The 25,291-nt window shown below is 67.7% G+C and carries 22 protein-coding genes and 1 riboswitch; of the genes, 16 read left to right on the forward strand and 6 right to left on the reverse strand.

Going from position 1 to position 25,291, the window contains the following annotated elements; translation table 11 throughout:
• The first annotated feature begins 57 nt into the window (after positions 1 to 57).
• Together arfB and ACVCMB_RS11000 are read left to right on the forward strand one after the other, a co-directional pair.
• Positions 58 to 480, forward strand: a complete 423-nt coding sequence (arfB, locus tag ACVCMB_RS10995; RefSeq protein ID WP_447097851.1) for an alternative ribosome rescue aminoacyl-tRNA hydrolase ArfB — start codon at positions 58 to 60, stop codon at positions 478 to 480.
• Positions 477 to 1,073 carry a 1-acyl-sn-glycerol-3-phosphate acyltransferase gene (locus ACVCMB_RS11000; RefSeq protein WP_447097850.1) on the forward strand — a complete coding sequence of 199 codons (597 nt, stop codon included), beginning with the start codon at positions 477 to 479 and terminating at the stop codon, positions 1,071 to 1,073. Before arfB ends, ACVCMB_RS11000 begins: the two co-directional genes overlap by 4 nt.
• A 43-nt stretch (positions 1,074 to 1,116) precedes the next feature.
• Here ACVCMB_RS11000 and ACVCMB_RS11005 read toward each other — a convergent pair whose 3' ends face one another.
• Complete coding sequence (locus tag ACVCMB_RS11005) at positions 1,117 to 2,157, reverse strand: LysR family transcriptional regulator (protein WP_447106932.1); 1,041 nt, start codon at positions 2,155 to 2,157, stop codon at positions 1,117 to 1,119.
• A gap of 123 nt (positions 2,158 to 2,280) precedes the next feature.
• Here ACVCMB_RS11005 and aceB point away from each other — a divergent pair, with 123 nt between their 5' ends.
• Positions 2,281 to 3,873 (forward strand): malate synthase A, encoded by a 1,593-nt coding sequence (gene aceB, locus ACVCMB_RS11010; protein ID WP_447106933.1) that lies wholly within the window; start codon positions 2,281 to 2,283, stop codon positions 3,871 to 3,873.
• A gap of 142 nt (positions 3,874 to 4,015) precedes the next feature.
• Positions 4,016 to 5,311, forward strand: coding sequence for an isocitrate lyase (gene aceA / locus ACVCMB_RS11015; protein ID WP_395120505.1), 1,296 nt, complete (start codon positions 4,016 to 4,018; stop codon positions 5,309 to 5,311).
• Positions 5,312 to 5,403: 92 nt separating this feature from the next.
• Here the strand turns inward: aceA and ACVCMB_RS11020 are convergent, their stop codons facing one another.
• From ACVCMB_RS11020 to ubiK, 3 genes are all read right to left on the reverse strand, one after another.
• Positions 5,404 to 7,191: a cation:proton antiporter gene (locus ACVCMB_RS11020; RefSeq protein WP_395120506.1), complete on the reverse strand. Its 1,788-nt coding sequence runs from the start codon at positions 7,189 to 7,191 to the stop codon at positions 5,404 to 5,406.
• Between the two features lie 165 nt (positions 7,192 to 7,356).
• Positions 7,357 to 8,850: a YifB family Mg chelatase-like AAA ATPase gene (locus tag ACVCMB_RS11025; protein ID WP_395120508.1), complete on the reverse strand. Its 1,494-nt coding sequence runs from the start codon at positions 8,848 to 8,850 to the stop codon at positions 7,357 to 7,359.
• A gap of 148 nt (positions 8,851 to 8,998) precedes the next feature.
• A complete protein-coding gene (ubiK, locus tag ACVCMB_RS11030) occupies positions 8,999 to 9,262 on the reverse strand; it encodes a ubiquinone biosynthesis accessory factor UbiK (protein ID WP_395121277.1) in 264 nt (87 codons plus the stop codon).
• Between the two features lie 186 nt (positions 9,263 to 9,448).
• On the opposite strand from ubiK, the gene glnK reads away from it, so the two are divergent.
• The 7 genes from glnK to ACVCMB_RS11065 all read left to right on the forward strand — a co-directional run bounded on the left by glnK (position 9,449) and on the right by ACVCMB_RS11065 (position 17,681).
• The gene (glnK, locus tag ACVCMB_RS11035) at positions 9,449 to 9,787 is read left to right on the forward strand and encodes a P-II family nitrogen regulator (protein ID WP_136259205.1); all 339 of its coding nucleotides are present in this window, start codon (positions 9,449 to 9,451) and stop codon (positions 9,785 to 9,787) included.
• An 89-nt stretch (positions 9,788 to 9,876) separates the two neighbouring features.
• A riboswitch (cobalamin riboswitch) is annotated at positions 9,877 to 10,091 on the forward strand.
• Positions 10,092 to 10,245: 154 nt separating this feature from the next.
• Complete coding sequence (locus ACVCMB_RS11040; protein ID WP_447106934.1) at positions 10,246 to 12,675, forward strand: ribonucleoside-diphosphate reductase subunit alpha; 2,430 nt, start codon at positions 10,246 to 10,248, stop codon at positions 12,673 to 12,675.
• A 159-nt stretch (positions 12,676 to 12,834) separates the two neighbouring features.
• The gene (locus ACVCMB_RS11045; RefSeq protein ID WP_447106935.1) at positions 12,835 to 13,878 is read left to right on the forward strand and encodes a ribonucleotide-diphosphate reductase subunit beta; all 1,044 of its coding nucleotides are present in this window, start codon (positions 12,835 to 12,837) and stop codon (positions 13,876 to 13,878) included.
• 34 nt (positions 13,879 to 13,912) lie between these two features.
• Positions 13,913 to 14,782 (forward strand): helix-turn-helix transcriptional regulator, encoded by an 870-nt coding sequence (locus ACVCMB_RS11050; RefSeq protein ID WP_395120514.1) that lies wholly within the window; start codon positions 13,913 to 13,915, stop codon positions 14,780 to 14,782.
• Positions 14,783 to 14,830: 48 nt separating this feature from the next.
• The gene (locus ACVCMB_RS11055) at positions 14,831 to 15,274 is read left to right on the forward strand and encodes a nuclear transport factor 2 family protein (protein ID WP_395120516.1); all 444 of its coding nucleotides are present in this window, start codon (positions 14,831 to 14,833) and stop codon (positions 15,272 to 15,274) included.
• Between the two features lie 99 nt (positions 15,275 to 15,373).
• The gene (locus ACVCMB_RS11060; protein WP_395120517.1) at positions 15,374 to 15,760 is read left to right on the forward strand and encodes a BlaI/MecI/CopY family transcriptional regulator; all 387 of its coding nucleotides are present in this window, start codon (positions 15,374 to 15,376) and stop codon (positions 15,758 to 15,760) included.
• 1 nt (position 15,761) lies between these two features.
• Entirely contained in the window at positions 15,762 to 17,681 is a 1,920-nt protein-coding gene (locus tag ACVCMB_RS11065) for a M56 family metallopeptidase (protein WP_447106936.1), read from the forward strand.
• A 109-nt stretch (positions 17,682 to 17,790) separates the two neighbouring features.
• Here ACVCMB_RS11065 and ACVCMB_RS11070 read toward each other — a convergent pair whose 3' ends face one another.
• Positions 17,791 to 20,127, reverse strand: a complete 2,337-nt coding sequence (locus tag ACVCMB_RS11070) for a DPP IV N-terminal domain-containing protein (RefSeq protein ID WP_447106937.1) — start codon at positions 20,125 to 20,127, stop codon at positions 17,791 to 17,793.
• Between the two features lie 426 nt (positions 20,128 to 20,553).
• Here ACVCMB_RS11070 and ACVCMB_RS11075 point away from each other — a divergent pair, with 426 nt between their 5' ends.
• A complete protein-coding gene (locus ACVCMB_RS11075; protein WP_447106938.1) occupies positions 20,554 to 20,877 on the forward strand; it encodes a hypothetical protein in 324 nt (107 codons plus the stop codon).
• Positions 20,878 to 20,999: 122 nt separating this feature from the next.
• On the opposite strand, the gene ACVCMB_RS11080 is transcribed toward ACVCMB_RS11075, so the two are convergent.
• Entirely contained in the window at positions 21,000 to 21,899 is a 900-nt protein-coding gene (locus ACVCMB_RS11080; RefSeq protein WP_447107160.1) for a LysR family transcriptional regulator, read from the reverse strand.
• 105 nt (positions 21,900 to 22,004) lie between these two features.
• Here ACVCMB_RS11080 and ACVCMB_RS11085 point away from each other — a divergent pair, with 105 nt between their 5' ends.
• The 4 genes from ACVCMB_RS11085 to ACVCMB_RS11100 all read left to right on the forward strand — a co-directional run bounded on the left by ACVCMB_RS11085 (position 22,005) and on the right by ACVCMB_RS11100 (position 25,228).
• Positions 22,005 to 23,003, forward strand: a complete 999-nt coding sequence (locus ACVCMB_RS11085) for an aldo/keto reductase (protein WP_447106939.1) — start codon at positions 22,005 to 22,007, stop codon at positions 23,001 to 23,003.
• Between the two features lie 125 nt (positions 23,004 to 23,128).
• A complete protein-coding gene (queF, locus tag ACVCMB_RS11090) occupies positions 23,129 to 23,953 on the forward strand; it encodes an NADPH-dependent 7-cyano-7-deazaguanine reductase QueF (RefSeq protein ID WP_447106940.1) in 825 nt (274 codons plus the stop codon).
• 129 nt (positions 23,954 to 24,082) lie between these two features.
• Complete coding sequence (locus tag ACVCMB_RS11095) at positions 24,083 to 24,667, forward strand: hypothetical protein (protein ID WP_447106941.1); 585 nt, start codon at positions 24,083 to 24,085, stop codon at positions 24,665 to 24,667.
• 168 nt (positions 24,668 to 24,835) lie between these two features.
• A complete protein-coding gene (locus ACVCMB_RS11100; protein ID WP_447101007.1) occupies positions 24,836 to 25,228 on the forward strand; it encodes a hypothetical protein in 393 nt (130 codons plus the stop codon).
• Positions 25,229 to 25,291: the final 63 nt, after the last annotated feature.

A 25,291-nucleotide genomic window follows, 5' to 3' on the forward strand; every position in this document is an offset into this window, starting at 1 on the left:
TTCGCTCTCTCTCACTCCTCACTTCTCTCCACTCGCTTCTCCCCTAAACTTCCCCCCATGCTGACCATCAGCCGCACCCTCGCCCTGCCCGAGTCCGAACTGATCGAGCGCTTCCTGCGCGCCGACGGCCCGGGCGGTCAGCATGTGAATCGCACCGAGAGCGCGGTGGAATTGCGCTTCGACGTGGCGGGCTCGCCGTCGCTGCCGGAGGAGGTGCGCGCGCGGCTGCTGGCCCGGCGCGATCGCCGGCTTACCGCCGAAGGGATGCTGGTGATCCAGGGCCGGCGCTTTCGCGACCAGGCGCGCAATCGCGACGACGTGCGCGAGCGGCTGGCCGAACTGATTCGCGGCGTGCTGCTGCCGCCGAAGAAACGCGTCGCCACCAAACCGACCCGCGCCTCGAAGGAACGCCGCCTGGCCGGCAAGCAGCAGCGCGGCAGGATCAAGCAGACCCGTTCGCGCAAACCGGAGTTCGAATGAAGCGTCGCGTCTTCACTCCAGCCCAGTTGCCCGCCCGCATGCCGAAGCTGCGCGACGGTTGGCAACGACGCATCTGCCGCGGCGTGTTGCGCCTGTGCGGCTGGAGTCTCACCGGCGAATTTCCCGACGTCCCCAAACTGGTGCTGATCGCCGCCCCGCACTCCTCGTGGTGGGACGGGGTGTGGGGGCTGCTGATCAAGGTGGCGATCGGCGCCGACGTGCACTTCATGGGCAAACAGGAATTGTTTCGCGGCCCGCTGGGCGGGCTGCTGCGTCGGCTCGGCGGCGTTCCCATCGACCGCAGCGCGGCCAAGGGCGTGGTCGAACAGATGATCGACCAGTTCCGCCAGCGCGAGAAACTGTGGCTGGGCATCGCCCCCGAAGGCACGCGCAAACCGGTGACGCGCTGGAAGAGCGGCTTCTGGCACATCGCCCACGATGCCGGCGTGCCGATCTTCCCGGTCGCGTTCCATTACCCCGACAGGACCATCCAGCTCGGCCCACTGTTCGATGCCGGCACCGACATGGGCGCAACCATGCAGCGCCTGCGCGAGTGGTACGCGCCGTTCAAGGGCAAGCATCGCGACGTCTGAAATCCCGCGCGCAGGGACGAGGTTCGCAGAGCGGCCTCGGGCATCACCGCTGCGAATGCCCCGGATCATCGTGTTCGCGATGCGTCAGCAGCCCGGGGCGAATCAGGTCGATGAAGGCGCGTGCCTCGGCGCTGAGGAACTTGCCCTTGCGCATCACCACGCCGTAGCTGCGCTGGGGAAAGAACTGCTGCATGTTGCGCACGGCCAGGCGCCCGCGGTCGGCGTCGGTGATGCAGATGCCGGTGACGATGGAGATGCCCATGCCCATCGCCACGTATTCCTTGATCACGTCCCAGCCGCCGACCTCGATCGCGACGTGATAGGGCACCTGCCGCTGCTGGAACACCAGGTCGACCAGTCGATAGGTGGAGAGGCGCTGCGGCGGCAGGATCAGTCCGTAGGGTGAAAGATCCTCCAGGGTGATCTTGTCCTTCGTCGCCAGCGGGTGGTCGGGCGGCATGATCAGCATCGGGTCGTAGTGCTGCACCGGCGCCCAGGCGATGTCGTTGGGCACGTCCAGCATCGAGCCGACCGCGAAATCCGCCTCGTCGGCACGCAGCATGGCCATGCCGTCCTTGCCGGTCACGTTGGCCAACTGCAGTTGCACCGCCGGGAAGCGTTCGCGATAGCGGCGCACCAGTTCCGGCAGCAGGTACTGGATGGTGGAGGTGCCGGCGGCGATCACCAGCCGGCCGGCCTGCAGACCCTTCGCCTTCGCCTGGAAATCGCGATCCAGCGTGTCCCAGCCTTCCACCAGCGGGCGCGCCAGCTCGTACAGCGCCTCGCCCGCGTCGGTGAGATTGATGCGTCGGCGGCGGCGCTCAAGCAAGGTGGCGCCGAGCTCGCGTTCCAGCGCCTGCAACTGCAGGCTGATGGTGGGTTGCGACACGTACAACGCTTCGGCGGCGCGGGTCAGCGTACCCAGTTTCACCACGCTGACGAAGGCGCGCAGTTGCTTGTGGCGGTTGCCCTTGTAGTAGAAACGGCCGCCAGCCTCCTCGGCGCGTTCGCCGGGGGTACGTTTTTTTGCTGCGCTGCGAGACGATTTTTTCGGCTGCTTCAGCGGAACGCCGGGAGTTTTCATCAAGTCATTTCAGCAAGTTGTATCAGATATTGATATTGCTCATAGTAATGATTGAAACATTCACTTTGTCAAACAGATATTTGCCGGCCTAGCTTCGAGTCACCCACGACGCGGAGCGAAACGATGGCAGCAGCGCAGGAACAACTCCACACCGGCCCCGCGGAGGTCCTCGCCGACGGCGCCGCCTACGCGGCCATCCTGACCCCGGCCGCGCTGGCGTTCCTGGCCCGGCTGCACCGTCGCTTCGAGGCGTCGCGGCAACACCTGCTGCGAGAGCGTCGCCAGCGCCAGGCTGCCTGGGATGCCGGTGCCCTGCCGGATTTCCGCGCCGACACGGCGGCAATCCGCGAATCGGATTGGAACGTGGCACCGATCCCGGCCGCGCTGCGCGACCGCCGCGTGGAGATCACCGGCCCGGTGGAGCGCAAGATGATCATCAACGCGCTGAATTCCGGCGCCAGGGTGTTCATGGCCGACTTCGAGGATTCCTCCTCGCCCACCTTCGCCAACCAGCTGGACGGCCAGGTCAATCTGCGCGATGCGGTCGACGGCACGATCACGTTCCGTTCGCCCGAGGGCAAGACCTACCAGGTCGGCAGCAACCCCGCCGTGCTGGTGGTGCGCCCGCGCGGCTGGCATCTGCATGACCGTTTTTTCAGCGTGGAAGGCACCCCGCTGTCTGGCGCGCTGGTCGACTTCGGCCTGTTCGTGTTCCACAACGCACGCACGCTGCACCAGCGCGACCGCGGCCCGTACTTCTACCTGCCCAAGCTGGAGGCGATGGAAGAGGCCGCGCTGTGGGAAGAGGTGATGAGCGCCGCCGAGGCCGAACTGCAGCTGCCGCGCGGCACGATGAAGGCCACGGTGCTGATCGAGACCCTGCCGGCCGCGTTCCAGATGGACGAGATCCTGCACGCGCTGCGCCGTCGCATCGTCGGCCTCAACTGCGGTCGCTGGGATTACATTTTTTCCTACCTGAAAACGCTGCGCGGCCATCGCGACCGCCTGCTCCCCGAGCGCGGCCAGGTCGGCATGACGGTGCCGTTCCTGAAAGGCTATTCCGAGTTGCTGATCAAGACCTGCCACCGCCGCGGCGCCTTCGCGATGGGCGGCATGGCGGCGCAGATCCCGATCAAGGGCGACGAGGCGGCGAATGAAGCGGCGCTAGACAAGGTGCGCGCCGACAAACTGCGCGAGGTCAAAGCCGGCCACGACGGCACCTGGGTCGCCCACCCCGCGCTGGTGCCGGTGGCGCAGGCGATCTTCGACGAATACATGCCCGCGCCGAACCAGCTCGGCAAACTGCGCGAGGACGTGCGGGTGAGCCGCGAGCAGCTGCTCGCCGCGCCCGGCGGCACCATCAGCCGCGCCGGCTTCGACAACAACGTCGAGGTGTGCCTGAGCTATACCGCCGCATGGCTGGACGGCCTGGGCTGCGTACCGATCCATCACCTGATGGAAGACGCCGCCACGGCCGAGATCGCCCGCGCGCAGTTGTGGCAATGGCTGCATCACGGAGATCTCGAGTTCCCCGACCACGCACCGATCGACTTCGCGCTGTTCGACCAGGCGCTTGCCGCCCACACCCATCGCCTGCGCCAGAGCCAGCACCCCGGCGCCGCCCGCGCCGATGCGGCCGCCGCCCTGATCTCCCGCATGACCCATGCGGACGAACTGGCCGACTTCCTCACCCTGCCCGCGTACGACCAACTGTGATTTTCTCCCTTCTCCCTCCGGGAGAAGGTGCCCGAAGGGCGGATGAGGGGGCGCGGCGGAGTGTGCTGACACGCTCCGTCCGAACCCTCTCCCCAACCCCTCTCCCGCAGGGAGAGGGGCTCAACACCACCGGAGCCATGCCATGAAGAGCACCCTGCCCACCGCCGAACAGATCAGTCTGGACTGGAAGAACAATGCCCGCTGGGCCGGCGTCCAGCGCAACTACTCCGCCGATGACGTGGTGCGCCTGCGCGGCACCGTCGCGGTCGAGCATTCGCTGGCCCGTCGCGGTGCCGAGCGGTTGTGGAAGTCGCTGCACCAGGAGGAGTTCGTCAACGCGCTCGGCGCACTCACCGGCAACCAGGCGATGCAGCAGGTCAAGGCCGGCCTGCAGGCGATCTACTTGAGCGGCTGGCAGGTCGCCGCCGACGCCAACGTGGCCGGCGAAATGTATCCCGACCAGTCGCTGTACCCGGCCAACTCGGTGCCGCTGGTGGTCAAGCGCATCAACAACACCTTGCTGCGCGCCGATCAGTTGCACCACGCCGAGGACAACCACGACATCGACTGGCTGGTGCCGATCGTGGCCGATGCCGAGGCAGGCTTCGGCGGCGTGCTGAACGCGTTCGAGCTGATGAAGGCGATGATCGAGGCCGGCGCCGCCGGCGTGCATTTCGAGGATCAGCTGGCCAGCGTCAAGAAGTGCGGCCACATGGGCGGCAAGGTGCTGGTCCCCACCCGCGAGGCGGTCGACAAGTTGAACGCCGCGCGCCTGGCCGCCGACGTCGCCGGGGTACCGACGCTGATCGTGGCGCGCACCGATGCCGATGCGGCCGACCTGCTCACCTCCGACATCGACGACAACGACAAGCCGTTCCTCACTGGCGAGCGCACCGTCGAAGGCTTCTTCCGGGTCAGGCCCGGCCTGGACCAGGCGATCAGCCGCGGGCTGGCCTATGCGCCTTACGCCGACCTGGTGTGGTGCGAGACCAGCAAGCCGAACCTGGACGATGCGCGCCGCTTCGCCGAGGCGATCCACGCCAGGTTCCCGTGCAAGATGCTGGCCTACAACTGCTCGCCCAGCTTCAACTGGAAGAAGAACCTGGACGACGCCACCATCGCCCGCTTCCAGAAGGAACTGGGCGCGATGGGCTACAAGTTCCAGTTCATCACCCTGGCCGGCTTCCACAGCCTCAACTACGGCATGTTCGACCTCGCCCACGGCTACGCGCGCCGCCAGATGAGCGCCTTCGTCGAACTGCAGGAAAAGGAGTTCGCCTCCGCCGATCGCGGCTTCACCGCGGTGAAGCACCAGCGCGAAGTGGGCACCGGCTATTTCGACGCGGTGACCCAGGCGATCCAGCAGGGCCAGTCCTCGACCACCGCGCTGAAGGGCTCGACCGAGGAGGCGCAGTTCAAGCAGGCCTCGGCCGCGTGAGAAGGCGAGAAGTGAGGAATGAGGAGTGGGGAGTGAGAGAGAGCAAGGGCGCGGAATGCTCCCGCTTTTTCTCACTCCTCACTCCTCTTCACTCACTTCTCGCTCGCCGGTACAAGCGCGATCACGGTCCAGCCCGGCTTCGGCTCCAGTTCGCGCTTGGTCGAGGCCACCCGCAAGGCGCCTTTTTCCTCCACGCCGAACATCAGCACCGTGCCGGAACCGTACTGTTCGACGAATTGCGGCCAGTCGAAGGTAGCGGTGAGTTTGGTCGACTTGATCCGCCAGCCTTCGTCCAGCATCTGCGCGAAGCGGCCGTGGGTCATCTCCTCGTCGAACAGCGGCGGCGCCAGCAGGCTGCCGGCGAGCGCGGCGCGGTCGGTGTTCTCGCGTGGGGTGAGGTTGCGCAGGCGATACACCTTGTCGCGGCCGAATTCCTGTCGGTAGCGCACGCAGGCGAGCGAATTGCGCTCGCGATGGGTGGACACCGCGAGCAGCCGGCCGATGCCGGTCAGATCGAGATGGCGTTCCGCATGCGGCGAGGCCGGGTTGCCGAAGAACGTGGTCAGCCCGTCCATGCGCGCCAGCCGGATGCCCTCCCAGTCGTCGTCGGCCAGCATCACGCGGAAGCCGGCGTCGTGCAGCGACTGGGCGATCGCGCGCGCCACGTGGTCCGAGCCGAAGATCAGCACGCCGCGCGGCTCCGGCTCGGCCACTTTCAGCCAGATCGCCAGCGGCCGCGCGGTGGCGCTCTGCAGGATCACCGTGCCGATGATGAGGGTGAACACCAGCGGCACCAGCGCCTCGGCGCCGGCCACGCCGAGCTGATCCAGGCGCAACGCGAACAGCGCGGAAACCGACGCCGCCACGATGCCGCGCGGCGCCACCCAGCCGATCAGTGCGCGCTCGCGCCAATTCAGGCCGCTGCCGAAACTCGAGAGCGCCACGGTCAATGGCCGCACCAGCAACTGCGCAATCACGAACAGCGCGAGGCCCGCGCCCAGCATGCCGTCCGGCAGCGGCCAGTGCAGTCGTGCCGCCAGCAGGATGAACAGCAGCGACACCAGCACCGTGGTGAGGCTTTCCTTGAAATCGAGGATGTCGTCGATGTGCACCCCGCGCAGGTTGCCCAGCGCAATGCCCATGATCGTCACCGCCAGCAGCCCCGACTCGTGGGTCAGCGTGTTGGAGATGCTGAAGGCGAACAGCACCGCGGCCAGCACCGCATAGTTCTGCAGGTATTCGGGGATCAGCTGGCGGCGCAGGAAGAACGCCATCAGCCAGGCAGCCAAGGCGCCGATCCCCACGCCGCAACCGATGGTTGCCAGGAAGATGCCGATGGTGTGGCCTTCCTGCCGCGACACGATCGCCTCGTAAATCAGCACCGCGAACAGCGCGCCCAGCGGGTCGATCACGATGCCTTCCCAGCGCAGCGTGTTGGCGATGCGCGCGTTCGGTCGCAGCGTGCGCAGCATCGGCGCGATCACGGTCGGGCCGGTGACGCAGCCCAGCGCACCGAACAGCAGCGCGATCGGCCAGGCCAACCCGGCGACCAGATGCGCAGCCAGCGCCAGCAGCAGCAGCGAGGCCACCGCGCCGTAACTGACCAGCCCGCGCACGGCCTTGCCGATGCCGGGCAGTTCGTGGAAACGCAGGGTCAGGCTGCCCTCGAACAGGATCAGCGCCACCGCCAGCGACACGGTGGGAAACAGCAGATCGCCCAGCAGCTTGTCCGGATCGAGCACCCCGGTGGCCGGCCCGAGCGCGATGCCGGCCAGCAGCAGGAACAGGATCGCCGGCAGCCTCACCCGCCACGCCAGCCACTGCGCGAGAAACCCGATCATCAGCATGCCGGCGAGCATCAGGCCCAGATCGATCGTCATCGCAGTCCCTGGAATGGTCAGGGCGACATCGGAACATGCGGCGGCGCGTGCGTCCAGCAGGAAAGAGCAGGAGTGAGCGGAGAGGAATGATGAGTGAGAGAAGAGCAACGGCATGTCGCGACATGCTTTCTCTCACTCCTCATTCCTCTCCACTCACTCCTGCCTTTACACCCTGCGGTACTGCAGGGCTTCGGCCAGGTGCTCGCGTTCGAGCAAGGCGGCGCCGCCGTCGAGGTCGGCGATCGTGCGGGCGACGCGCAGCACCCGATGATAGGCGCGCGCGGAGAGGCCCAGCCGCTCGAGTGCCTGTTCGAACCAGCGCCGCTCCGCCGGCCCCAGCGCACAATCGCGCTCCAGTTCGCGCGTGCTGATCTCCGCGTTCGGCCGGCCTGCGCGCATCAGTGCGTGGCGGCGGGCATGGAGCACGCGAACGCGAACGGTGGCGGAGTCCTCGTCGCGCGCGTTGCGGGGCGTGCCCAGTTCGGCCAGCGCCACCGGCGGCACTTGCACGCACAGGTCGATGCGATCCAGCAGCGGCCCGGAAATACGTGCGCGGTAACGCTGCACCTGGTCGGGCGTGCACTGGCAGCGCGGCTCGCCGGCATAGCCGCACGGGCACGGATTCATCGCCGCGACCAGCTGGAACTGGGCAGGAAAGGTCGATTGCCGCGCCGCCCGGGAAATCATGATATGGCCCGATTCCATCGGCTCGCGCAGCACCTCCAGCACGTGCCGGCTGAACTCGGGAAGCTCGTCGAGGAACAACACGCCGTTGTGCGCCAGCGAGATCTCGCCCGGACGAGGAAACGAGCCGCCGCCGACCAGCGCCACCGCCGAGGCGGTATGGTGCGGCGCGCGGAACGGGCGCCGGCGCCAGCGCACGGGATCGGTGACCTGGCCCGCGACCGACAACACGGCGCAGGTCTCCAGCGCCTCCGACTCCGACAGCGGCGGCAGGATGCCGGGCAGGCGTTCGGCCAGCATGGTCTTGCCGGTGCCCGGCGGACCGACCAGCAGCAGGTGATGGCCACCGACCGCGGCGATCTCCAGCGCGCGGCGTGCCTGCAACTGCCCGCGCACGTCGGCCAGGTCCGGCCCGTCATGTGCGCCGCCATCGCTGGGGATGCCCACCGGCGCGGACAGGTCGTGCGCACCGCGCAGCCAGCCGCAGACTTCGGCGAGGGTCTCGGCGACGCGCACGTCGACGTCCGGCACCAGCGCGGCCTCGGCCGCGTTCTCGCGCGGCACCACCACCCGACGGTCGCGCGCGCGGGCGCGCAGCAGCGCCGGCAGCACGCCGGAGATGCCGCGCAGCGAGCCGGTCAACGCCAGCTCGCCGAGGAACTCGCAGTCATCCAGTTTCTCGCGCGGCACCTGGCCGCTGGCGGCGAGGATGCCCAGTGCAATGGAGAGATCGAAACGCCCGCCATCCTTGGGCAGTTCGGCCGGCGCCAGGTTCACCGTGACGCGCCGGTTGGGATACTCGAAGGCAGTGTTCTGGATTGCCACGCGCACGCGGTCGCGCGCCTCGCGCACGGCGGCCTCGGGCAGGCCGACGATGTTGGTGCAGGGCAAGCCGCCGGAGAGATGCACCTCGACCATCACCTGCGGGGCAGCGATGCCTTCCTGGGCACGGCTGAGGGTGACGGCGAGGCTCATGCGGCCAGGGGCCGGCGGCGCAGCGATGGCGGTGGCGCGCTGACTGGCACAAACATCGCGCGACTCCATCAGCAGCGCTGGATAAATAACCGCCTCCGATCGTTCTCGGGGTGAGGGTGACGGATCGGAGGCGGCTCCCGGGAGGTGGTCAGCGCTGACCGCCGCGCGAGGCGACGACAGCTTCGAGCTCGGCCACCCGCTGTTCCAGCTCGTCGATCTTGGCCCGGGTGCGGGCGAGCACCTGGGTCTGCACGTCGAACTCTTCGCGAGTGACCAGGTCGAGGCGGCGCAATCCCTGCGCCAGAACATCCCGGAAGTTGGTGCGCAAATCCTGCTGCACCTGTGCCAGTCCTGGCGGTACCAACGACACAAGTCGCAGGGCAATCTGATCGATATCCTGCTTGTCCATCATGGACAGCGCCTCGAACTCGTCGGGGTAAATGCTAGGTGAACGCCGCGTGTTGCCGCCATCGGTATGCTCCATCAAAGACTGTAGGGATTGTCCTACACCGCTCCCGGTGAGGCGACAGCGCCCCGCCGGCCGGGCAGAATGCAGGTTTGCGGGCGCCTGCCGCCCGGCCGAAACGAGGAATGCTGCATGAAACTGGTCGTGGCGATCATCAAGCCGTTCAAGCTGGACGATGTGCGCGAGGCGCTGGCCGAGGTCGGCGTGCAAGGCGTCACGGTGACCGAGGTGAAGGGCTTCGGCCGCCAGAAGGGCCACACCGAGCTGTATCGCGGCGCCGAGTACGTGGTCGATTTCCTGCCCAAGATCAAGCTGGAAGTGGCGGTGGCGGACGACCAGCTCGACCGTGTACTGGAGGCGATCCAGGCCTCCGCGCGCACCGGCAAGATCGGCGACGGCAAGATCTTCGTAAGCACGCTGGAGCAGGTGATCCGCATCCGCACCGGCGAGCTGGATCACGATGCGCTGTAACGTCGCCGCAGCCCGCGCAGGCACCCGCCGCGTCCGGCCCGCAAAACGACTTGCGCACAACTTGTTGGGTTGACCCTTCCCGAGCCACCCGATATGTTGTGTGCGTCGGTGCCAGACCCGATGCGACATCGGTTTGGCTTAAAAGGGAATCCGGTGTGACTCCGGAACTGCCCCGCAGCGGTAGAGCGGAAACGAACGTCTTCACGTGCACTGGCCCGCCGTGGCTGGGAAGCGAAGACAAGTAGGCGGATCGCCTCGATCCTCGTCCGCAAGTCCGAAGACCTGCCGGCACAGCGGGACGAACGTGTCCCGCTGCGTAGTGACGGCTTCCGCGGGGAAGTGCGTCGTGGAGCCAGGTCGCCGCACGGCGCCCGGCTTGCGCGCCGCCTCCGGAATCTTTCGCTATCAGGCCCTGCGCGCGGGAGCAGGCGTTTGATGTCCAGCCGGAGCCACCTGCCATGCAAGCCCTCGATACCGCCGAACGCGAGCGCGCCGTCGCGCCCGCCGAAACACCCGCCCCCCACCAAACCGACACCGCGTTCGCGCTGACCCCGCCGCACAGCGCGGCCTCCATGCACGTGACCAAGCGCAACGGCGGCCAGGAAGCCGTCGACGTCAACAAGATCGTGCGCGCCGTGACGCGCAGCGCCGAAGGGCTGCACGGCGTCGACCCGCTGCGCGTGGCACTGAAAACCATCGGCGGCCTGTACGACGGCGCCACCACCGCCGAGCTGGATCAGCTCTCGATCCGCACCGCCGCCGCGCTGACCGCGGAGGAACCCGAATACGGCCAGCTGGCCGCGCGCCTGCTCGGCGCGTACATCGACAAGGAGGTCGGCGGCCAGGAAATCCAGAGCTACTCGCAGTCGATCGCGCGCGGCGCCGAGTTGGGCATCCTCAACGACCGCCTGCGTGATTTCGTGGCCGCCAACGCACGCAAGTTCAACGACGCGATCGACGTGCTCGCCACCCGCCGCTTCGAATACTTCGGCCTGCGCACGGTGTACGACCGCTACCTGCTGCGCCATCCGCAAACGCGCCTGGTGATCGAGACACCGCAGCACTTCTTCATGCGCGTCGCCTGCGCGCTGGGCGGCAACGAGATCGGCGAGACGCTGGAACTGTACCGGTTGCTGTCCTCGCTGAAATACCTCGCCAGTTCGCCCACCCTGTTCAACGCCGGTACCGCGCACGAGCAGCTCAGCTCGTGCTACCTGCTCGACTCGCCGGTCGACTCGCTGGAGTCGATCTACGACAAGTACGCCGACGTGGCCAAGCTCAGCAAGTTCGCCGGCGGCATCGGCCTGGCGTACTCGCGGGTGCGCTCGCGCGGCTCGCTGATCCGCGGCACCAACGGCCACTCCAACGGCCTGCTGCCGTGGCTGAAGACGCTGGATGCCTCGGTGGCCGCGGTGAACCAGGGCGGCAAGCGCAAGGGCGCGGCCTGCGTGTACCTGGAATCGTGGCATGCCGACATCGAGGACTTCCTCGAACTGCGCGACAACACCGGCGACGACGCTCGCCGCGCGCACAACCTCAACATCGCCAACTGGATTCCCGACGAGTTCATGCGCCGGGTCGAAAGCAATGGCGACTGGTCGCTGTTCGATCCGAAGGTGGTGCCGCACTTCGTCGACAGCTGGGGTGAGGCGTTCGATGTTGCGTATCGCAGGGCCGAAGCCGATGGCCTCGCCGTGAAGACCGTGAAAGCGCGCGAACTGTACGCCCGCATGATGCGCACGCTGGCGCAGACCGGCAACGGCTGGATGACGTTCAAGGACCGCTGCAACGCCACCTCCAACCAGACGGCCAAATCCGGGAACGTGATCCACCTGTCCAACCTGTGCACCGAGATCCTGGAAGTCAGCTCGGCGACCGAGACGGCCGTATGCAATCTGGGCTCGGTGAACCTGGCGCGGCATGTGCGCGATGGCGCGTTCGACTTCGACCAGCTCGCCTCGACCGTGCGCACTGCGGTGCGCCAGCTCAACCGGGTGATCGACCTCAACTTCTACCCGATCGACACCGCGCGCAACGCGAACATGAAGTGGCGCCCGGTCGGGCTCGGCGTGATGGGCCTGCAGGACGTGTTCTTCAGGCTGCGCCTGCCATTCGACTCGCCCGAGGCGCTGGCGCTGTCCACCCGCATCGCCGAGGAGATCTACTTCAATGCTTTGTCGCAATCGGCCGAACTGGCCGAAGCCGAAGGTCCGCATCCCGGCTTTGCCGAAAGCCGTGCCGCCAATGGCGAGCTGCAGTTCGATCACTGGCCGAACGCCACGCCACACGACAGCACACGCTGGGACGCGCTGCGCGAGAAGATCAAGCAACACGGCCTGCGCAACTCGCTGCTGATCGCCATCGCGCCCACCGCCACCATCGCCTCGATTGCCGGCTGCTATGAGTGCATCGAGCCGCAGGTCAGCAACCTGTTCAAGCGCGAAACGCTGTCCGGCGATTTCCTGCAGGTGAATCGCCATCTCGCCGACGAACTGAAGGCGCTGGGACTGTGGACGTCCGAAATCCGCGACGCGATCAAGCTGGCCGAAGGCTCGGTGCAGGGCATCGCCGCGATCCCCGAACGCCTGCGCGCGATCTACCGCACCGTGTGGGAACTGCCGCAGAAGTCGCTGATCGACCTGGCCGCCGCGCGCGGCGCATATGTCGACCAGAGCCAGTCCCTGAACCTGTTCATGGAAAACCCGAACATCGGCCAGCTGAGCTCGATGTACATGTACGCGTGGAAGGCCGGCATCAAGACCACGTACTACCTGCGCTCGAGGCCTGCCACGAAGATCGCCAAGACCACGGTGTCGGATCAGGCCCAGGCGACTGCGGCCGTCGTCTGCTCGCTGGAAAACCCCGAGTACTGCGAGGCCTGCCAGTGAATGAGGAGTGAGTGGAGAGGAGTGAGAAATGAGAGAAGGCAGCGGCAATCCGCTTTACCTCTCTTCCCTCACTTCTCATCACCCGTTTCTCCTCCCGCGCCATTTCCATTGCCCGGTTCCACACCACCGCTTCTCGATAATGCATAGGACCTCCCTGTCATGAGCGCATCATCTCTCGATTCTCACTCCTCTTCACCCACTCCTTCGCTCCTCGATCCGGGCTTTGAACTTACGTTGCGCCCGATGCGTTACCCCGGCTTCTACGAGAGGTACCGCGACGCGATCAAGAACACCTGGACCGTCGAGGAGGTGGATTTCTCGATGGATACGCGCGACCTCGACACGAAGATGTCGCCGGCCGACCGCCACCTGATCCGGCGCCTGGTGGCGTTCTTCGCCACCGGCGACACCATCGTGTCGAACAACCTGGTGCTGAACCTGTACCAGCACATCAACGCGCCGGAAGCGCGCATGTACCTGTCGCGCCAGTTGTACGAGGAGGCGCTGCACGTGCAGTTCTACCTCACCCTGCTGGACACCTACATTCCCGACCCGGCCGAGCGCAACGCCGCGTTCGCGGCGATCGAGACGATCCCGTCGATCCGGCAGAAGGGTGCGTTCTGCTTCAAGTGGATCGACTCGATCCAGGGTCTGCACCGGCTGGAGACGCGCGAGCATCGCCGCCAGTTCCTGCTCAACCTGATCTGCTTCGCCGCCTGCATCGAGGGGTTGTTCTTCTACGCCGCGTTCGCCTACGTCTACTACCTGCGCTCGCGCGGCCTGCTGCACGGACTGGCCGCCGGCACCAACTGGGTGTTCCGCGACGAGAGCGGGCACATGGCGTTCGCCTTCGAGGTGGTGCGCACCGTGCGCGAGCAGGAGCCGGAGCTGTTCGACGACGCCATGCGCGCGCAGGTCGAGCAGATGATGGAGGACGCGATCGCCTGCGAAACGCAGTTCGCCGAGGACGTGCTGTCCGGCGGCGTGGCCGGCATGTCGGTGAAGGACATGCGCCAGTACCTCGAATACTGCGCCGACCAGCGTTTTGCCCAGCTCGACATGCCGAAGAAGTACGGCGCGAAGAACCCGTTCGACTTCATGGACCTGCAGGACGTGCAGGAGCTGGCCAACTTCTTCGAGCGTCGCGTCTCGGCCTACCAGGTCGGCGTGCAGGGCGAGGTGGCGTTCGACATGGCGTTCTGAGACGCTGGCGCACCCTGCCCCCAGCGAGCGAGCCATGGGTGCCTCCCGTCTCACCGTGCTGTTCGACAGTCCGCTGCTGCGGATCACCGACATCGACTGCAGCCACCCGCGCGGTGGTTGCGGCGGCGAACGCGGCGACGAGCGCACTCACCTGGTACTGCTGCGGCGTGGCGGCTTCGGCTATCACGTGCGCGGGGCGGAATACGTGGGCGACCCCGCCACCGCCCTGCTCTACCGCGCCGGCGACAGTTACCGCATCTCGCACCCGTTCGAGGGCGGCGACGCCGGCAGCTGTTTCGAGGTGGCGCCCGCGCACGAGGAGGCGCTGTTCGGCCGGCGCCTGCGCGGGTCGGCCGACGCGGCGCGACCGGTCGAAGCCGTCGATCAGTACCGGCATCGTGCGCTCCACGCGGCGCTCGCCCACGACGGGCGCGACAGGCTGCGGGTGGAGGAAGCCGCCGCCGCACTGTGCACTGCGGTGCTTCGGCACGATGCTGCAGCGAGCATCGCGCCGCTGTCCGCTGCCACCCGGCGTCGACTCGGCCGGGTGCAGGAAGTGCTGCTGGCCGATCCGACCGCAGACGTCGGACTGGCCGAACTCGCCACCCATGCCGGTTGCTCGCCGTTCCACCTTTCGCGCCTGTTTCGCCGCGCCTGCGGCAGCAGCCTGGTCGTCTACCGCACGCGCTTGCGCATCGCGCTCGCACTCGACCGCCTCGCCCACGGCGCGGACAATCTCGCCGCACTGGCCAGCGAGCTGGGCTTCAGTCATCAGAGCCATTTCGGCGCCACCTTCCGGCGACATGTCGGACTGACCCCACGCGCCGCGCGCGCGACCCTGCATCCGTCGGCGCTGGCCCGCACGGGCAAGAATTTGATAGCGGCACACCGGCCGGAGTCCTAGCGTCGGAGCCGTGCCCGGCCGCTCGCCGGACCTTCGACGGAGGCCACCATGAAACTGTCTGCCACCCTGCTCGCGTTTATGCTGGGTATCGCACCCGCCGCGGCAACCGCGCCGCACGCCTCGTTGCCGCCCGCGCTGGCCCGTGCGGTGGCCGCGTTCGACCGCGCCCAGGTCGAAGGCGATGGCGCGGCGCTGCAGCGCCTGCTCGCCGACGACTACGTGCTGTTCAACAGCCGCGCCCGGGTCGAGAACAAGGCGGACTTCATCCGCGACTACACCGCCCCCGGCTATTCGCTGAAACCGTTCACGGTCGAGCACGAGGTCGTGCGCCACTGGCCCGGTGGCGCCGTGCTCGGCGGCGTGGCCACGCTGGAGGGCAGCAGCGAGGGCAAGCCGTTCAAGGCGCGATTGCGCTTTGCCGACATCTGGCGCGAGCGCGACGGCCGCTGGCAAGTGATCTTCACCCAGGCCACCCGCGTGGCGACACCGTAACCCGCTGCATGACCTTCGGCAGGGTGGCCGCAAGGGCTATTGACTACAGATGTAAGCATGGCGTAGCTTGCCTACAACTGTAGTCAAGCGGGAACGGGCATGCGCAAACCTTCCATCGGCGACCAGGAACTGGCGCTGCTGCAGCACATCGACGAGAGCGGCACCGCTTCTGTCGGCGAGGTGGCCGCCAGCTTCGGCGAGCCGCGCGGGCTGGCCCGCTCCACCGTGCTGACGATGATGGAGCGGCTGCGCGGCAAGGGCTATCTCAAGCGCAAGCAGCTGCGCGGCATGTTCCGCTACAGCATCGCCACCGGCCCCGGCGAGGCGATGCGCAGCGCGGTGGGCAGCTTCGTCGAGAAGACCCTGAGCGGTTCGGTCTCGCCGTTCGTGGCGTGGATGTCCGAGCGCGCCGAAGTGAGCGACGACGAGCTGGCGGAGCTGGAGGCGCTGGTGGCGCAGTTGCAGAGCCGGCGGCGGGAGTCCTGACATGTCCATCGACCACGTCGTCATCTCGCTGCTGGCCCGGCTGGGCTGGACTTCGCTGCAGGCGGTGATTCTGATCGGCCTGCTCGCCCTGCTGGTGCATCTGCTGCCGCGGCTGTCGGCGGCGATGCGTTGCACCTTGTGGTGGCTGGTCGGCGCACAGTTGCTGGCCGGCATGGTCTGGCATGCGCCGCTGCAGCTGCGGCTGCTGTCGCCGCCGGCGGTCGAACGCACGCTCGACGCGGCGGTGGTGTCGACGCCTGCGCCAGCCAACCTGCTGGTCAACGCCACGGCGAGCGTCGCGGCGGCACCGCACGAGAACCGCGCGCCGACACCGGCGTCGCCCGCCGCTCCCCGCTGGTTGGCGCACGCGCCGCTGGCGCTGGCCCTGCTGTGGCTGGCGGGCTTGCTGGCGCAGCTGCCGGCCATCGTCCGTCAGGGCTGGCAGGCGCGCCGGCTGCTGCGCGAATCCACGCCGGTGGCCAATGCGTCGCTGCAAGCACAATGCGCGACGCAGGCACACGCGCTGGGCCTGCGCCGCGCGCCGGCCTTGCGCGCCTCCGCCGCGATCGCTTCGCCGCAGGTACTCGGCTGGCGTCGCCCCACCATCCTGCTGCCGACCGGACACGCGTTGAGCGAAGGCGATGCATCGCTGGCGCTGATCCACGAGCTGGCTCACGTGCGGCGCGGCGACCTGTGGCTGGGCTGGATTCCGGCCATGGCGCAGCGGTTGTTCTTCTTCCACCCGCTGGTGGCGTGGGCGATGCGCGAGTACGCACTGGCGCGCGAGGCGGCGTGCGACGCGCAGGTGCTGGCGCAGCCGGACATCGAACCGCAGCGTTATGGCCGGTTGCTGCTGCAGCTGGGCGTGGCGCATCCCCTGCGTGCCGGCCTGGCCGGCGCGTCCCCTTCGTTCGGCAACCTCAAGAGGCGACTGACCATGTTGCAACACACCCCGATGCTTCCCCGCCAGCGCGTGCAGGGCTGGCTGCTGGTTGCCGTGATCGCGATCGCCGGCGTGCTGCCGTATCGCGTCACCGCCGCGGCGTCCGATCAACCGGCGCCGCCTGCGCGCAGTGCTTCCACCGCATGGATGGCGCCGCCACCGCCCGCGCCGCCCGCACCGCCACCGGCCACCGCGCCCGCGTTGCCCGCCATGGTCGCGCCGGCCGCTCCACCGGCACCGCCGGCACCGCCAGCACCGCCGGCTCCTCCCGCACCGATCACCGGCATGGGCAGCCACATGATGATCAGCACCCACGACGACACCGGCTACGCCTTCGCCCTGCTGGACGGCAACTCGACCACCGTCAACGGCACCGACGCCGATCTCGCCGCCGTGCGCCGGCTGCATCAGCGCGGCGAGCCCCTGCTGTGGTTCCGCCGCGGCGACACGGCCTGGACGATCCGCGACCGCGCCACCCTCGAACGGGCCAAGGCGATCTACGCACCGCTTTCCGCCCTGGCCGAACAGCAGGGCAAGCTGGGCGAGCAGCAAGGCGCGCTGGGCGAGAAACAGGGCCGACTGGGCGAACAGCAGGGCCGCATCGCCGCCGATCAGGGGCAATTCGCCGCGCGCCAGGCCGAACTGGCCGGCAGGGCCGCCGAACTGGCCGCCCGCCGCGCCGCCCTCGTCGGCCGCAGCGATTCCGCCGCATCCTCCGCCGCGCTGGACGCCCGGGAGCGCGAACTCGACGCCGCCCGCGCGCAGCTCGACAAGCAGCAACCCGACGTCGCCGATCGACAGGCGGCCCTGGCCGCCCGACAGGCCGAGCTTGGCCGGCAACAAGAGGTCCTCGGCAAGCAACAGGCCATCCTCGGCGAACGCCAGCAAGCCGCCTCCGCCAAGGCGGAGCAGCAGATGGCACAACTGCTGGACGAGGCGGTGGCGAAGGGCCTGGCGCAGAAGACCGCGCGGGATTGAGCGCGCCGCATCCGGCAAAGCCTCTCGCATCGACGCCTGAGAGCTCCCGTAACAGCAAAGGCCGGGTTTGCACCCGGCCTTTGCGTTGCCCTCGATCAAACGGTCGCGCTCACTTCCACGGCCACGCCTTCAGCTCGTACTCCTTCGGCGGCGTGTCGCCGGCGAGGTAGTGCACGAAGTAGTCCCAGCGGCGGCGGGTGACGTAGGGGGTGGCGTCGCCGTAGGCGTGGTGGGCGTTGGGGATCATCAGCAGGTCGAAGTCCTTGTTCGCCTTGATCAGCGCGTCGACCATCAGCAGGGTGTTGCCGGGCGGCACGTTGTCGTCCATCGTGCCGTGCACCAGCATCAGCCGGCCCTTGAGTCGCGCCGCCTGGTTGGGGTTGGCCTGGTCGTCGTAGTTGCTCTTGCCATCCTTGTTCTTGACCAGCTCGCCCTGGTACTTCTCGGCCCAGTCGTCCTCGTAGTGGCGATTGTCATGGTTGCCGCTTTCGGACCACGCGACCTTGAAGAAATCCGGGTAGCGCAGCATCGCGCCGGTGGAGGCGTTGCCGCCGCCGGAGTGGCCCCAGATGCCGACGCGGTCGAGGTCGATCCACGGGTAGCGCTTGCCCAGTTCCTTCAGGCCGGCGACCTGGTCGGGCAGCGTGTTGTCGCCCATGTCGCCATACCAGGTGTCGTGGAACGACTTGGAGCGCCACGGCGTGCCCATGCCGTCGATCGCCACCACGATGAAGCCCAGCTCGGCCATCGCCTGGTGGTCGGCGCGCGCGGAAGAGAAGCTGCGCCCGCGCACCGAGCCGGTCTGCGGGCCCGGGTAGATGTAGTCGATGATCGGGTACTTCTTCGAGGCATCGAAGTGCGACGGCTTGAACATCATGCCGTACAACTCGGTCTTGCCGTCCCGCGCCTTGACCGTGATCGGCACCGGCGGCACCCAGCCGGCCGCCTTCAATCGGGTGATGTCGGCGCGGGCCACGGTAGCAAGCGTACGGCCGTCGTCGGCAGCCCGCAGCACGGTGACCGGCGGCGCGGTCGGCGTCGAATAGACGTCCACGAAGGTCTTGCCATCGGGCGACAGGGTGATCTCGTGGTTGGCCGCTTCCGGCGTCAGCAGCACCGGCTTGCCGCCATCCAGGCCGACCTTGAAGAACTGCTGGTAGTAGGGGTTCACACCCGGCGTGCGGCCCACGCCGCGAAACCACACGGTGCGCGTCTTCGCATCGACCTTGAGCACCTCGGTGACGTTGCCCGTGCCGGTGGTGATCGCGTGCTTGAGCTTGCCGGTGTCGAGGTCGTAGAGGTACAGGTTGCCCCAGTCGTTGCGCTCGCTGAACCAGATCGCCTCATGCGTGGCCGGCAGGTAGCGCCAGTTGACCGCACCGTTGCCGCTTTCGTAATACGTCGGCGAGGTTTCCTCGAACACCGTGCGCACCTTGCCGGTGGTCGCATCGGCGATGCGGAACCAGGCGTGCTTGTGGTAACGCGAGGTGGAGACGAAGGCGAGGGTCTTGCCGTCGGGCGCCCACTTCACGTCGTCCCAGCCGCCGTCCGGACCGCAGCTGACGTCGTCGCACAGGGTGGAACGGTGCTGGTCCGGCGGCATCTGCAGGCGCGTGACCTTCTTCGTCGCCACGTCGATGATGACGCGCTCGATCATCGTCACGTCCTTGTCGCCCACCAGCGGGTACTTCCATTTCTTCAACTTCGGATGGCCGACCGTGGTGCCGATCAGGTACATCTCGCCGGTCTTGCGCTGGTCCTGCTGGAAGGTGGCGATCTGCTTCGAGTCGGGCGACCACTCCACGATCGCCTTGTCCGTTTGTTTCCAGCCGGCGTTGTCGGTGGCGTAGCCGAAGTTCTCGACGCCGTCGGTGGTGAGCCGGGTTTCCTTGCCGGTCGCGACGTCGCGCAGCCACAGGTTCCAGTCGCGGATGAAGGCCTCGCTCTTGCCGTCCGGCGACAGCGCGCCGGGTTCCTTGCCGGTCTTCACCAGCGTGGCGCGATCGACGCAGCTGGCCTCGGCGGCGACGAGGTCGCACACGTAGTGCGTGCTGCGCACGGTGACGTCGATGCGGCCGTCGGGCTTCGCCTCGTAAGCGGTCACCGGCAGCTTCATCGCGTCGACCGGCTTGCCGCCGGCCTTGCCCAGCGCCGCGGCCAGCTTCGCCTGGTCGAACAACGGCATGGCCTTGCCGCTGGCCGCATCCATGCGGATGAAGTGATCGCCGCGCTGGTCATGGTCGACGTACCAGAAATGGCCATCGTCTAGCCAATGCACGGCCGTCACCGCGTGGTCGACCAGCGGCGTGGTGTTGTAGCTCATGAAACGCTCGGCCTGCGCGTAGTCATTCGCGTCGAGCACCCGCCCATGCGCGGCGGCGACGCCGGACAACAGCCCCAGAAACACCGCGCCACAAAGGCGCAACTTGCCGAACCTTGAATACATCTGTTGATCTCCCCGAACCCGGATGCGCAACCGCCGGTGGCTGCGTCGACACACGTCCTGCCGATGCTAGCGCGATATCGCCTTGCCCACTCTGTGCCAAAGGTCCACGTCACCCGCCCCTTCGGCACGATGCGCCGCCGCAGGGTTTCGCCTACCGCGGAACTGGCCGGTGGACGACACGGAATGGCGAACACGCTTGTTGCGGATCGCCATGATGCAAAGACGCACCTGTTCGACATGCGAACAACCCACTCCGACTCTGGACTGCACCGGTATCAGGAAGGCAAGATTGCCCGGCCGGCACGCCCTGCAAGCTCGACTTGGCGCGCGGTTGTTGCCTGTGAAACAACCCGCATGAGGCGTTTCATCCGCCTCGAGTGCCGTGCATTCACCTACGTTGGAATGACATCAAAATAGGGACTATTGATGAAAGCACGCAATGCATTGACCGCCAGCTGTCTGTTCGCCCTGGCGCTGTCCGGTTGCGCCACCATGTCGACGACCGATGCGATGGTGCCCTTGCAAACCGAAACCGCACACATGCTCGGCCTGGCCTCTTCAGAGGAGCTGACGATCACTGACGTCAACGCCGGAAAGCCGGACGCACTGGGCGGTCAGGATTACACCTATACGGCAGCGACGAAATCGGGACGGACGTTCGACTGTTCGGCACGCATGACGCCGGGCATCATGGGCGCCGCGCCGACCATCTCGGCCCCCACCTGCAAGGCGATCAAAAGCCATTCCTGATCGTCCCGCATCCGGTCGTTGACCAGCCAGCAGCCCCGAGCCCCAGGTGAGGGGCTGTTGTTTTTCCAGGGTTGGCCGGATCGCGCCATTTGTCGGCAACGAGGAGCCTGTCCGCCGCAGCATCAACGCAGCGCCGCCGTCAGCTCCACCAGCCAGTCGACGAACACGCGCAGACGCGCCGGCATCTGGCGTTGTGGCGGATAGAGCACGGTCATCGGCAGCGAGGGTGGCGGGAACGCCGGCAGCAGCTCGCGCAGCTGGCCGCGCTTGAGTTCGGCAGCGACGCGGTAGCGCGGGATCTGCGCGATGCCCAGGCCGGCCTCGCAACAGCGGTAATAGGCTTCGGCGCTGCTGACGCTGACGCAGCCGGGCAGCGCGACCTCGCGGCGCTTGCGCCCGACCATGAACTCCAGCGGCTCGACGCGGCGGGTGGTGGGCGAGATCCAGTTCACCGCCACATGGCCGTCCTGCAGCGCGGCGAGCGAGTCGGGCGCGCGATGCCGGCGCAGATAGGCGCTGCTGGCCACGGTGGCCAGCTCGAAACGGCCGACGCGGCGGCCGACCATGTCCGAATCGGCCAGTTCGCCGATGCGCAGCACGCAGTCCACGCCTTCGCGCACCACGTCGACGAAGCGGTCGCCGGTGCCGATGTCCAGGTGGATCTGCGGATAGCGGGCAAAGAAATCGCGCAACGCGGGAATCACCAGCAGGCTTGCCAGCGAGGCGGGCAGGTCCACGCGCAGGCGTCCCTTCGGCTGCACCCGCGCCTCGCGGAAATCGGACTCCACCTCGTCGACGTCGGCAAGCAACCGCACGCAATGGCGGTAGTAGGTTTCGCCGTCGCGGGTCGCCTGCACGCGGCGGGTGGTCCGCAGCAGCAGCTGCGCACCCAGCCGCGCCTCCAGGCGCTTGATCGCGTGGGTGACGGTGGCGCGCGGCAGGTCCAGGTCCCCCGCCGCCGCGGTAAAGCTGCCCAGTTCGACGATCCGCGTGTACAGCCGCATGGCCTGCAGCCGGTCCATCGCCATTGTTGTTACTCGTGGAATGATGATGGCCATTATTGAGTATTTATCGAATCCCCGTCACGGCGCACCATGCGTCCACCCTCACCCACCGGAGCCATCCGCATGCAGACCCGCACCCTCGGCAACCGTTCCGCTGCCCCCCGCGTCTCCGCCCTCGGCCTCGGCTGCATGGGCATGAGCGCGTTCTACGGCGCGCACGACGACGCCGAATCGATCGCGACCATCCACCACGCACTGGAGCGCGGCCTCAACCTGCTCGACACCGCCGACATGTACGGTCCGCACACCAACGAGCTGCTGGTCGGCAAGGCCCTCAAGGGGCGCCGCGAGCAGGCCTTCGTGGCGACCAAGTTCGGCATCATGCTGGACCCGAACGACGCGCAGGCACGGGGCGTCAACGGTCGCCCGGAATACGTGCACGCCGCCTGCGACGCGAGCCTGAAGCGGCTCGGCATCGACACCATCGACCTGTACTACCAGCACCGCGTCGACCCGCAGGTGCCGATCGAGGAAACCGTCGGCGCGATGGCCGAGCTGGTGGCCGCCGGCAAGGTGCGCTACCTGGGACTGAGCGAAGCCTCCGGCGCCACGCTGGAGCGCGCCTGCAAGGTGCATCCGATCGCTGCGCTGCAGAGTGAGTTCTCGCTGTGGACGCGCGACCCGCAGACCAACGGCATGCTCGCCGCGTGCCGCAAGCTCGGCGTGAGCCTGGTCGCCTACTCGCCGCTGGGGCGCGGCTTTCTCACCGGCGCGATCCGTTCGCGGGACGATTTCGAGGCCGACGATTACCGGCGCCACAGCCCGCGTTTCGTTGGCGACAACTTTGCGCGCAACCTGCAGTTGGTCGAGCAGGTGAAAGCCATCGCCGCCGACAAGGGCTGCTCGCCTGCGCAGCTGGCGCTGGCCTGGGTGCTGGCGCAGGGCGAGGACGTGCTGGCCATCCCCGGCACCCGCAAGCGCGGCCGGCTGGACGAAAACCTCGGCGCGCTGGACGTGCAGCTCAGCGCCGCCGAGCTGAAGGCGATCGACGCGGTGTTTCCGCCCGACGCGGCCAGCGGCGAGCGCTACGTCAGCAGCGGAATGCGGATGGTCAACGCGTAAGGACGGAACTCGAAAGACCCGCAGGAGCCCGCTCGCGGGCGATGCTCCTGATGCCGGGATTCGCAAAAGCGAGAGCCTCGCCCGCGAGCGGGTTCCTGCGAGAGCGGCGGGGTAAACTTGGGCGAATGAGCACCCCCGAACATTCCCCGCTCGGCAAGGACACCGTCTACGCCGACCGCTACGACGCCAGCCTGCTGTTTCCGATCCCGCGCGCGGACAATCGCGCGCAGATCGGCGTGGCGGAGACGCTGCCGTTCCACGGCGTGGACATCTGGAATGCCTACGAGTTGTCGTGGCTCGACCCGCGCGGCAAGCCGCAGGTGGCGCTGGCCGAGTTCCGCGTGCCGGCGGCGTCGCCGTACATCATCGAGTCGAAATCGTTCAAGCTGTACTTGAACGGTTTCGCGCAGGAATCCATCGCCGATATCGACACGCTCGCCGAAACCCTGCGCCACGACCTCTCCGGCGCCGCCGGCGCCGTGGTCGGCGTGGAGCTGTCGCCGCTGCGCGCCGCGGCCTTGCCGGTGGTCGAGCTGGACGGCGAGCTGCTCGACGCGCAGGACCTCGCGATCGACCATTACGGCCCGCCGCGGCCCGAGTACCTGCGCGCGGATGCCGCGGCGACCGCGGTGGAGGAAACGCTGGTCTCGCACCTGCTGCGCTCGAACTGCCCGGTGACCGGCCAGCCCGACTGGGGCAGCGTGCAGATCGCCTACCGCGGCGCGCCGATCGATCACGCCGGCTTGCTGCGGTACCTGGTCTCGTTCCGCACCCACAACGAATTCCACGAGCAATGCGTGGAGCGCATCTTCGTCGACCTCACCCGCCGCTGCGCGCCGCTGCAGCTGCGCGTGCACGCGCGCTACACGCGCCGCGGCGGGCTGGACATCAATCCGTTCCGCAGCAGCACGCCGGCCACACCGGACAACCCGCGCACGGTGCGCCAGTAGTCGCGGCAACGCACTGTCACCACCGCGTGAAAAGTTCGGCAGGCGCGCGCGGCCGCTAATCGGCGCTTCATTTGCGCGGCGCTAGCCTCGGCGGGTGGGTCATGCCGACCAACCGTCCATGGAGTTCCGATGAAACGATCAACTGTCTTGATGGGCCTGTTGCAAGGCGCCGGCCTGGCCAGCCTGCTGCTGCTCGCCGCCTGCGGCAAGCACGATGAACCGGCCACCCCCGCCGCGACCCCCGCTGGCAGCGCCGCGCCCGCGGCGTCGGTGCTGCCGACGCCGGCCCCCGCGCACACCGCTGCCGCGGCGCCGGCCGCCAGCAGCGCCATCGCGCCGGCGACCACGACGGCCGCGGCCGCTGCACCGGCGCCGCTGGCCTTTGCCAAGCTGACCGTGGGCGACGCCGTCGACAAGGGCCACCAGGTCACCCACGCGGCCGAACGCTTCGACGCCGACGATCACACGCTCTACGCCAGCGTGGCCACCGTGGGCAGCAGCCGCGACGCCACCATCGACGCCACCTGGCGTTACCTCGAAGGCGGCGGCCAGCTGGTCAGCAAGATCAGCCAGTCGATCGCCACCGATGGCCCGGCGATCACCACCTTCCAGGTGCACAACCCGGACCTGTGGCCGGAAGGCAAGTACACCGTGGACATCACCGTCGACGGCAAGCCTGCCGCCAGCCAGGATTTCCGCATCGGCAAGCCGTGAAGCGTCGCGAAGGCGCAGGTGTTCATGGTGGCTCCCGCAGGAAATGTTGCCTGCATCCCCAGGCTGTGCCGCCTGCGATGAAAAGCCGAAACACCTGACAGACCCGTCCCAGAATTCGCGGTAGGCTCGACGAACCGCCCAAGGCCTGGCGCAGGATGCCGGCGATGCGTGGCGCTTCCGATCGACACGACCGACAAGGACATCACGATGCCGAAACTGCCCCCGCCCCCGGTTCCGCAGCGTCTGCGGGAAATGCTCAAGGACTATCCGGGGCACATCGATCGACTGCAGGAGGTGCTGAACTATGTAGTCGAAACGTCCTCAGCGGGCGTTGGGCCGTTTGATCGTGCGATTTGGGTGCTCGAAAGCAGACTGGGAACCTTCATCGACGAAGCCGGCACCGAACTGCACGCCGCTGAAGCCAGTGGCGATGCAGAGGCAATTGCGAGGGCGGAAGCCAAGGAAAGCCTGATGCTGAGCGCCCGGTCGAGCAATGACGGTTTGTGCGACCTCAACGAGTTGTATGCGTACTTTGAGGCAAACAAGGGGGCGTTCCAGTGACCTCGTCCGAAGATCGCCTCGATCCGGGAACGCATGCGCGTGTTTTCGAGGAGCGCGTGGTTC

This window comes from Rhodanobacter sp. UC4443_H10 (genome assembly GCF_052978325.1).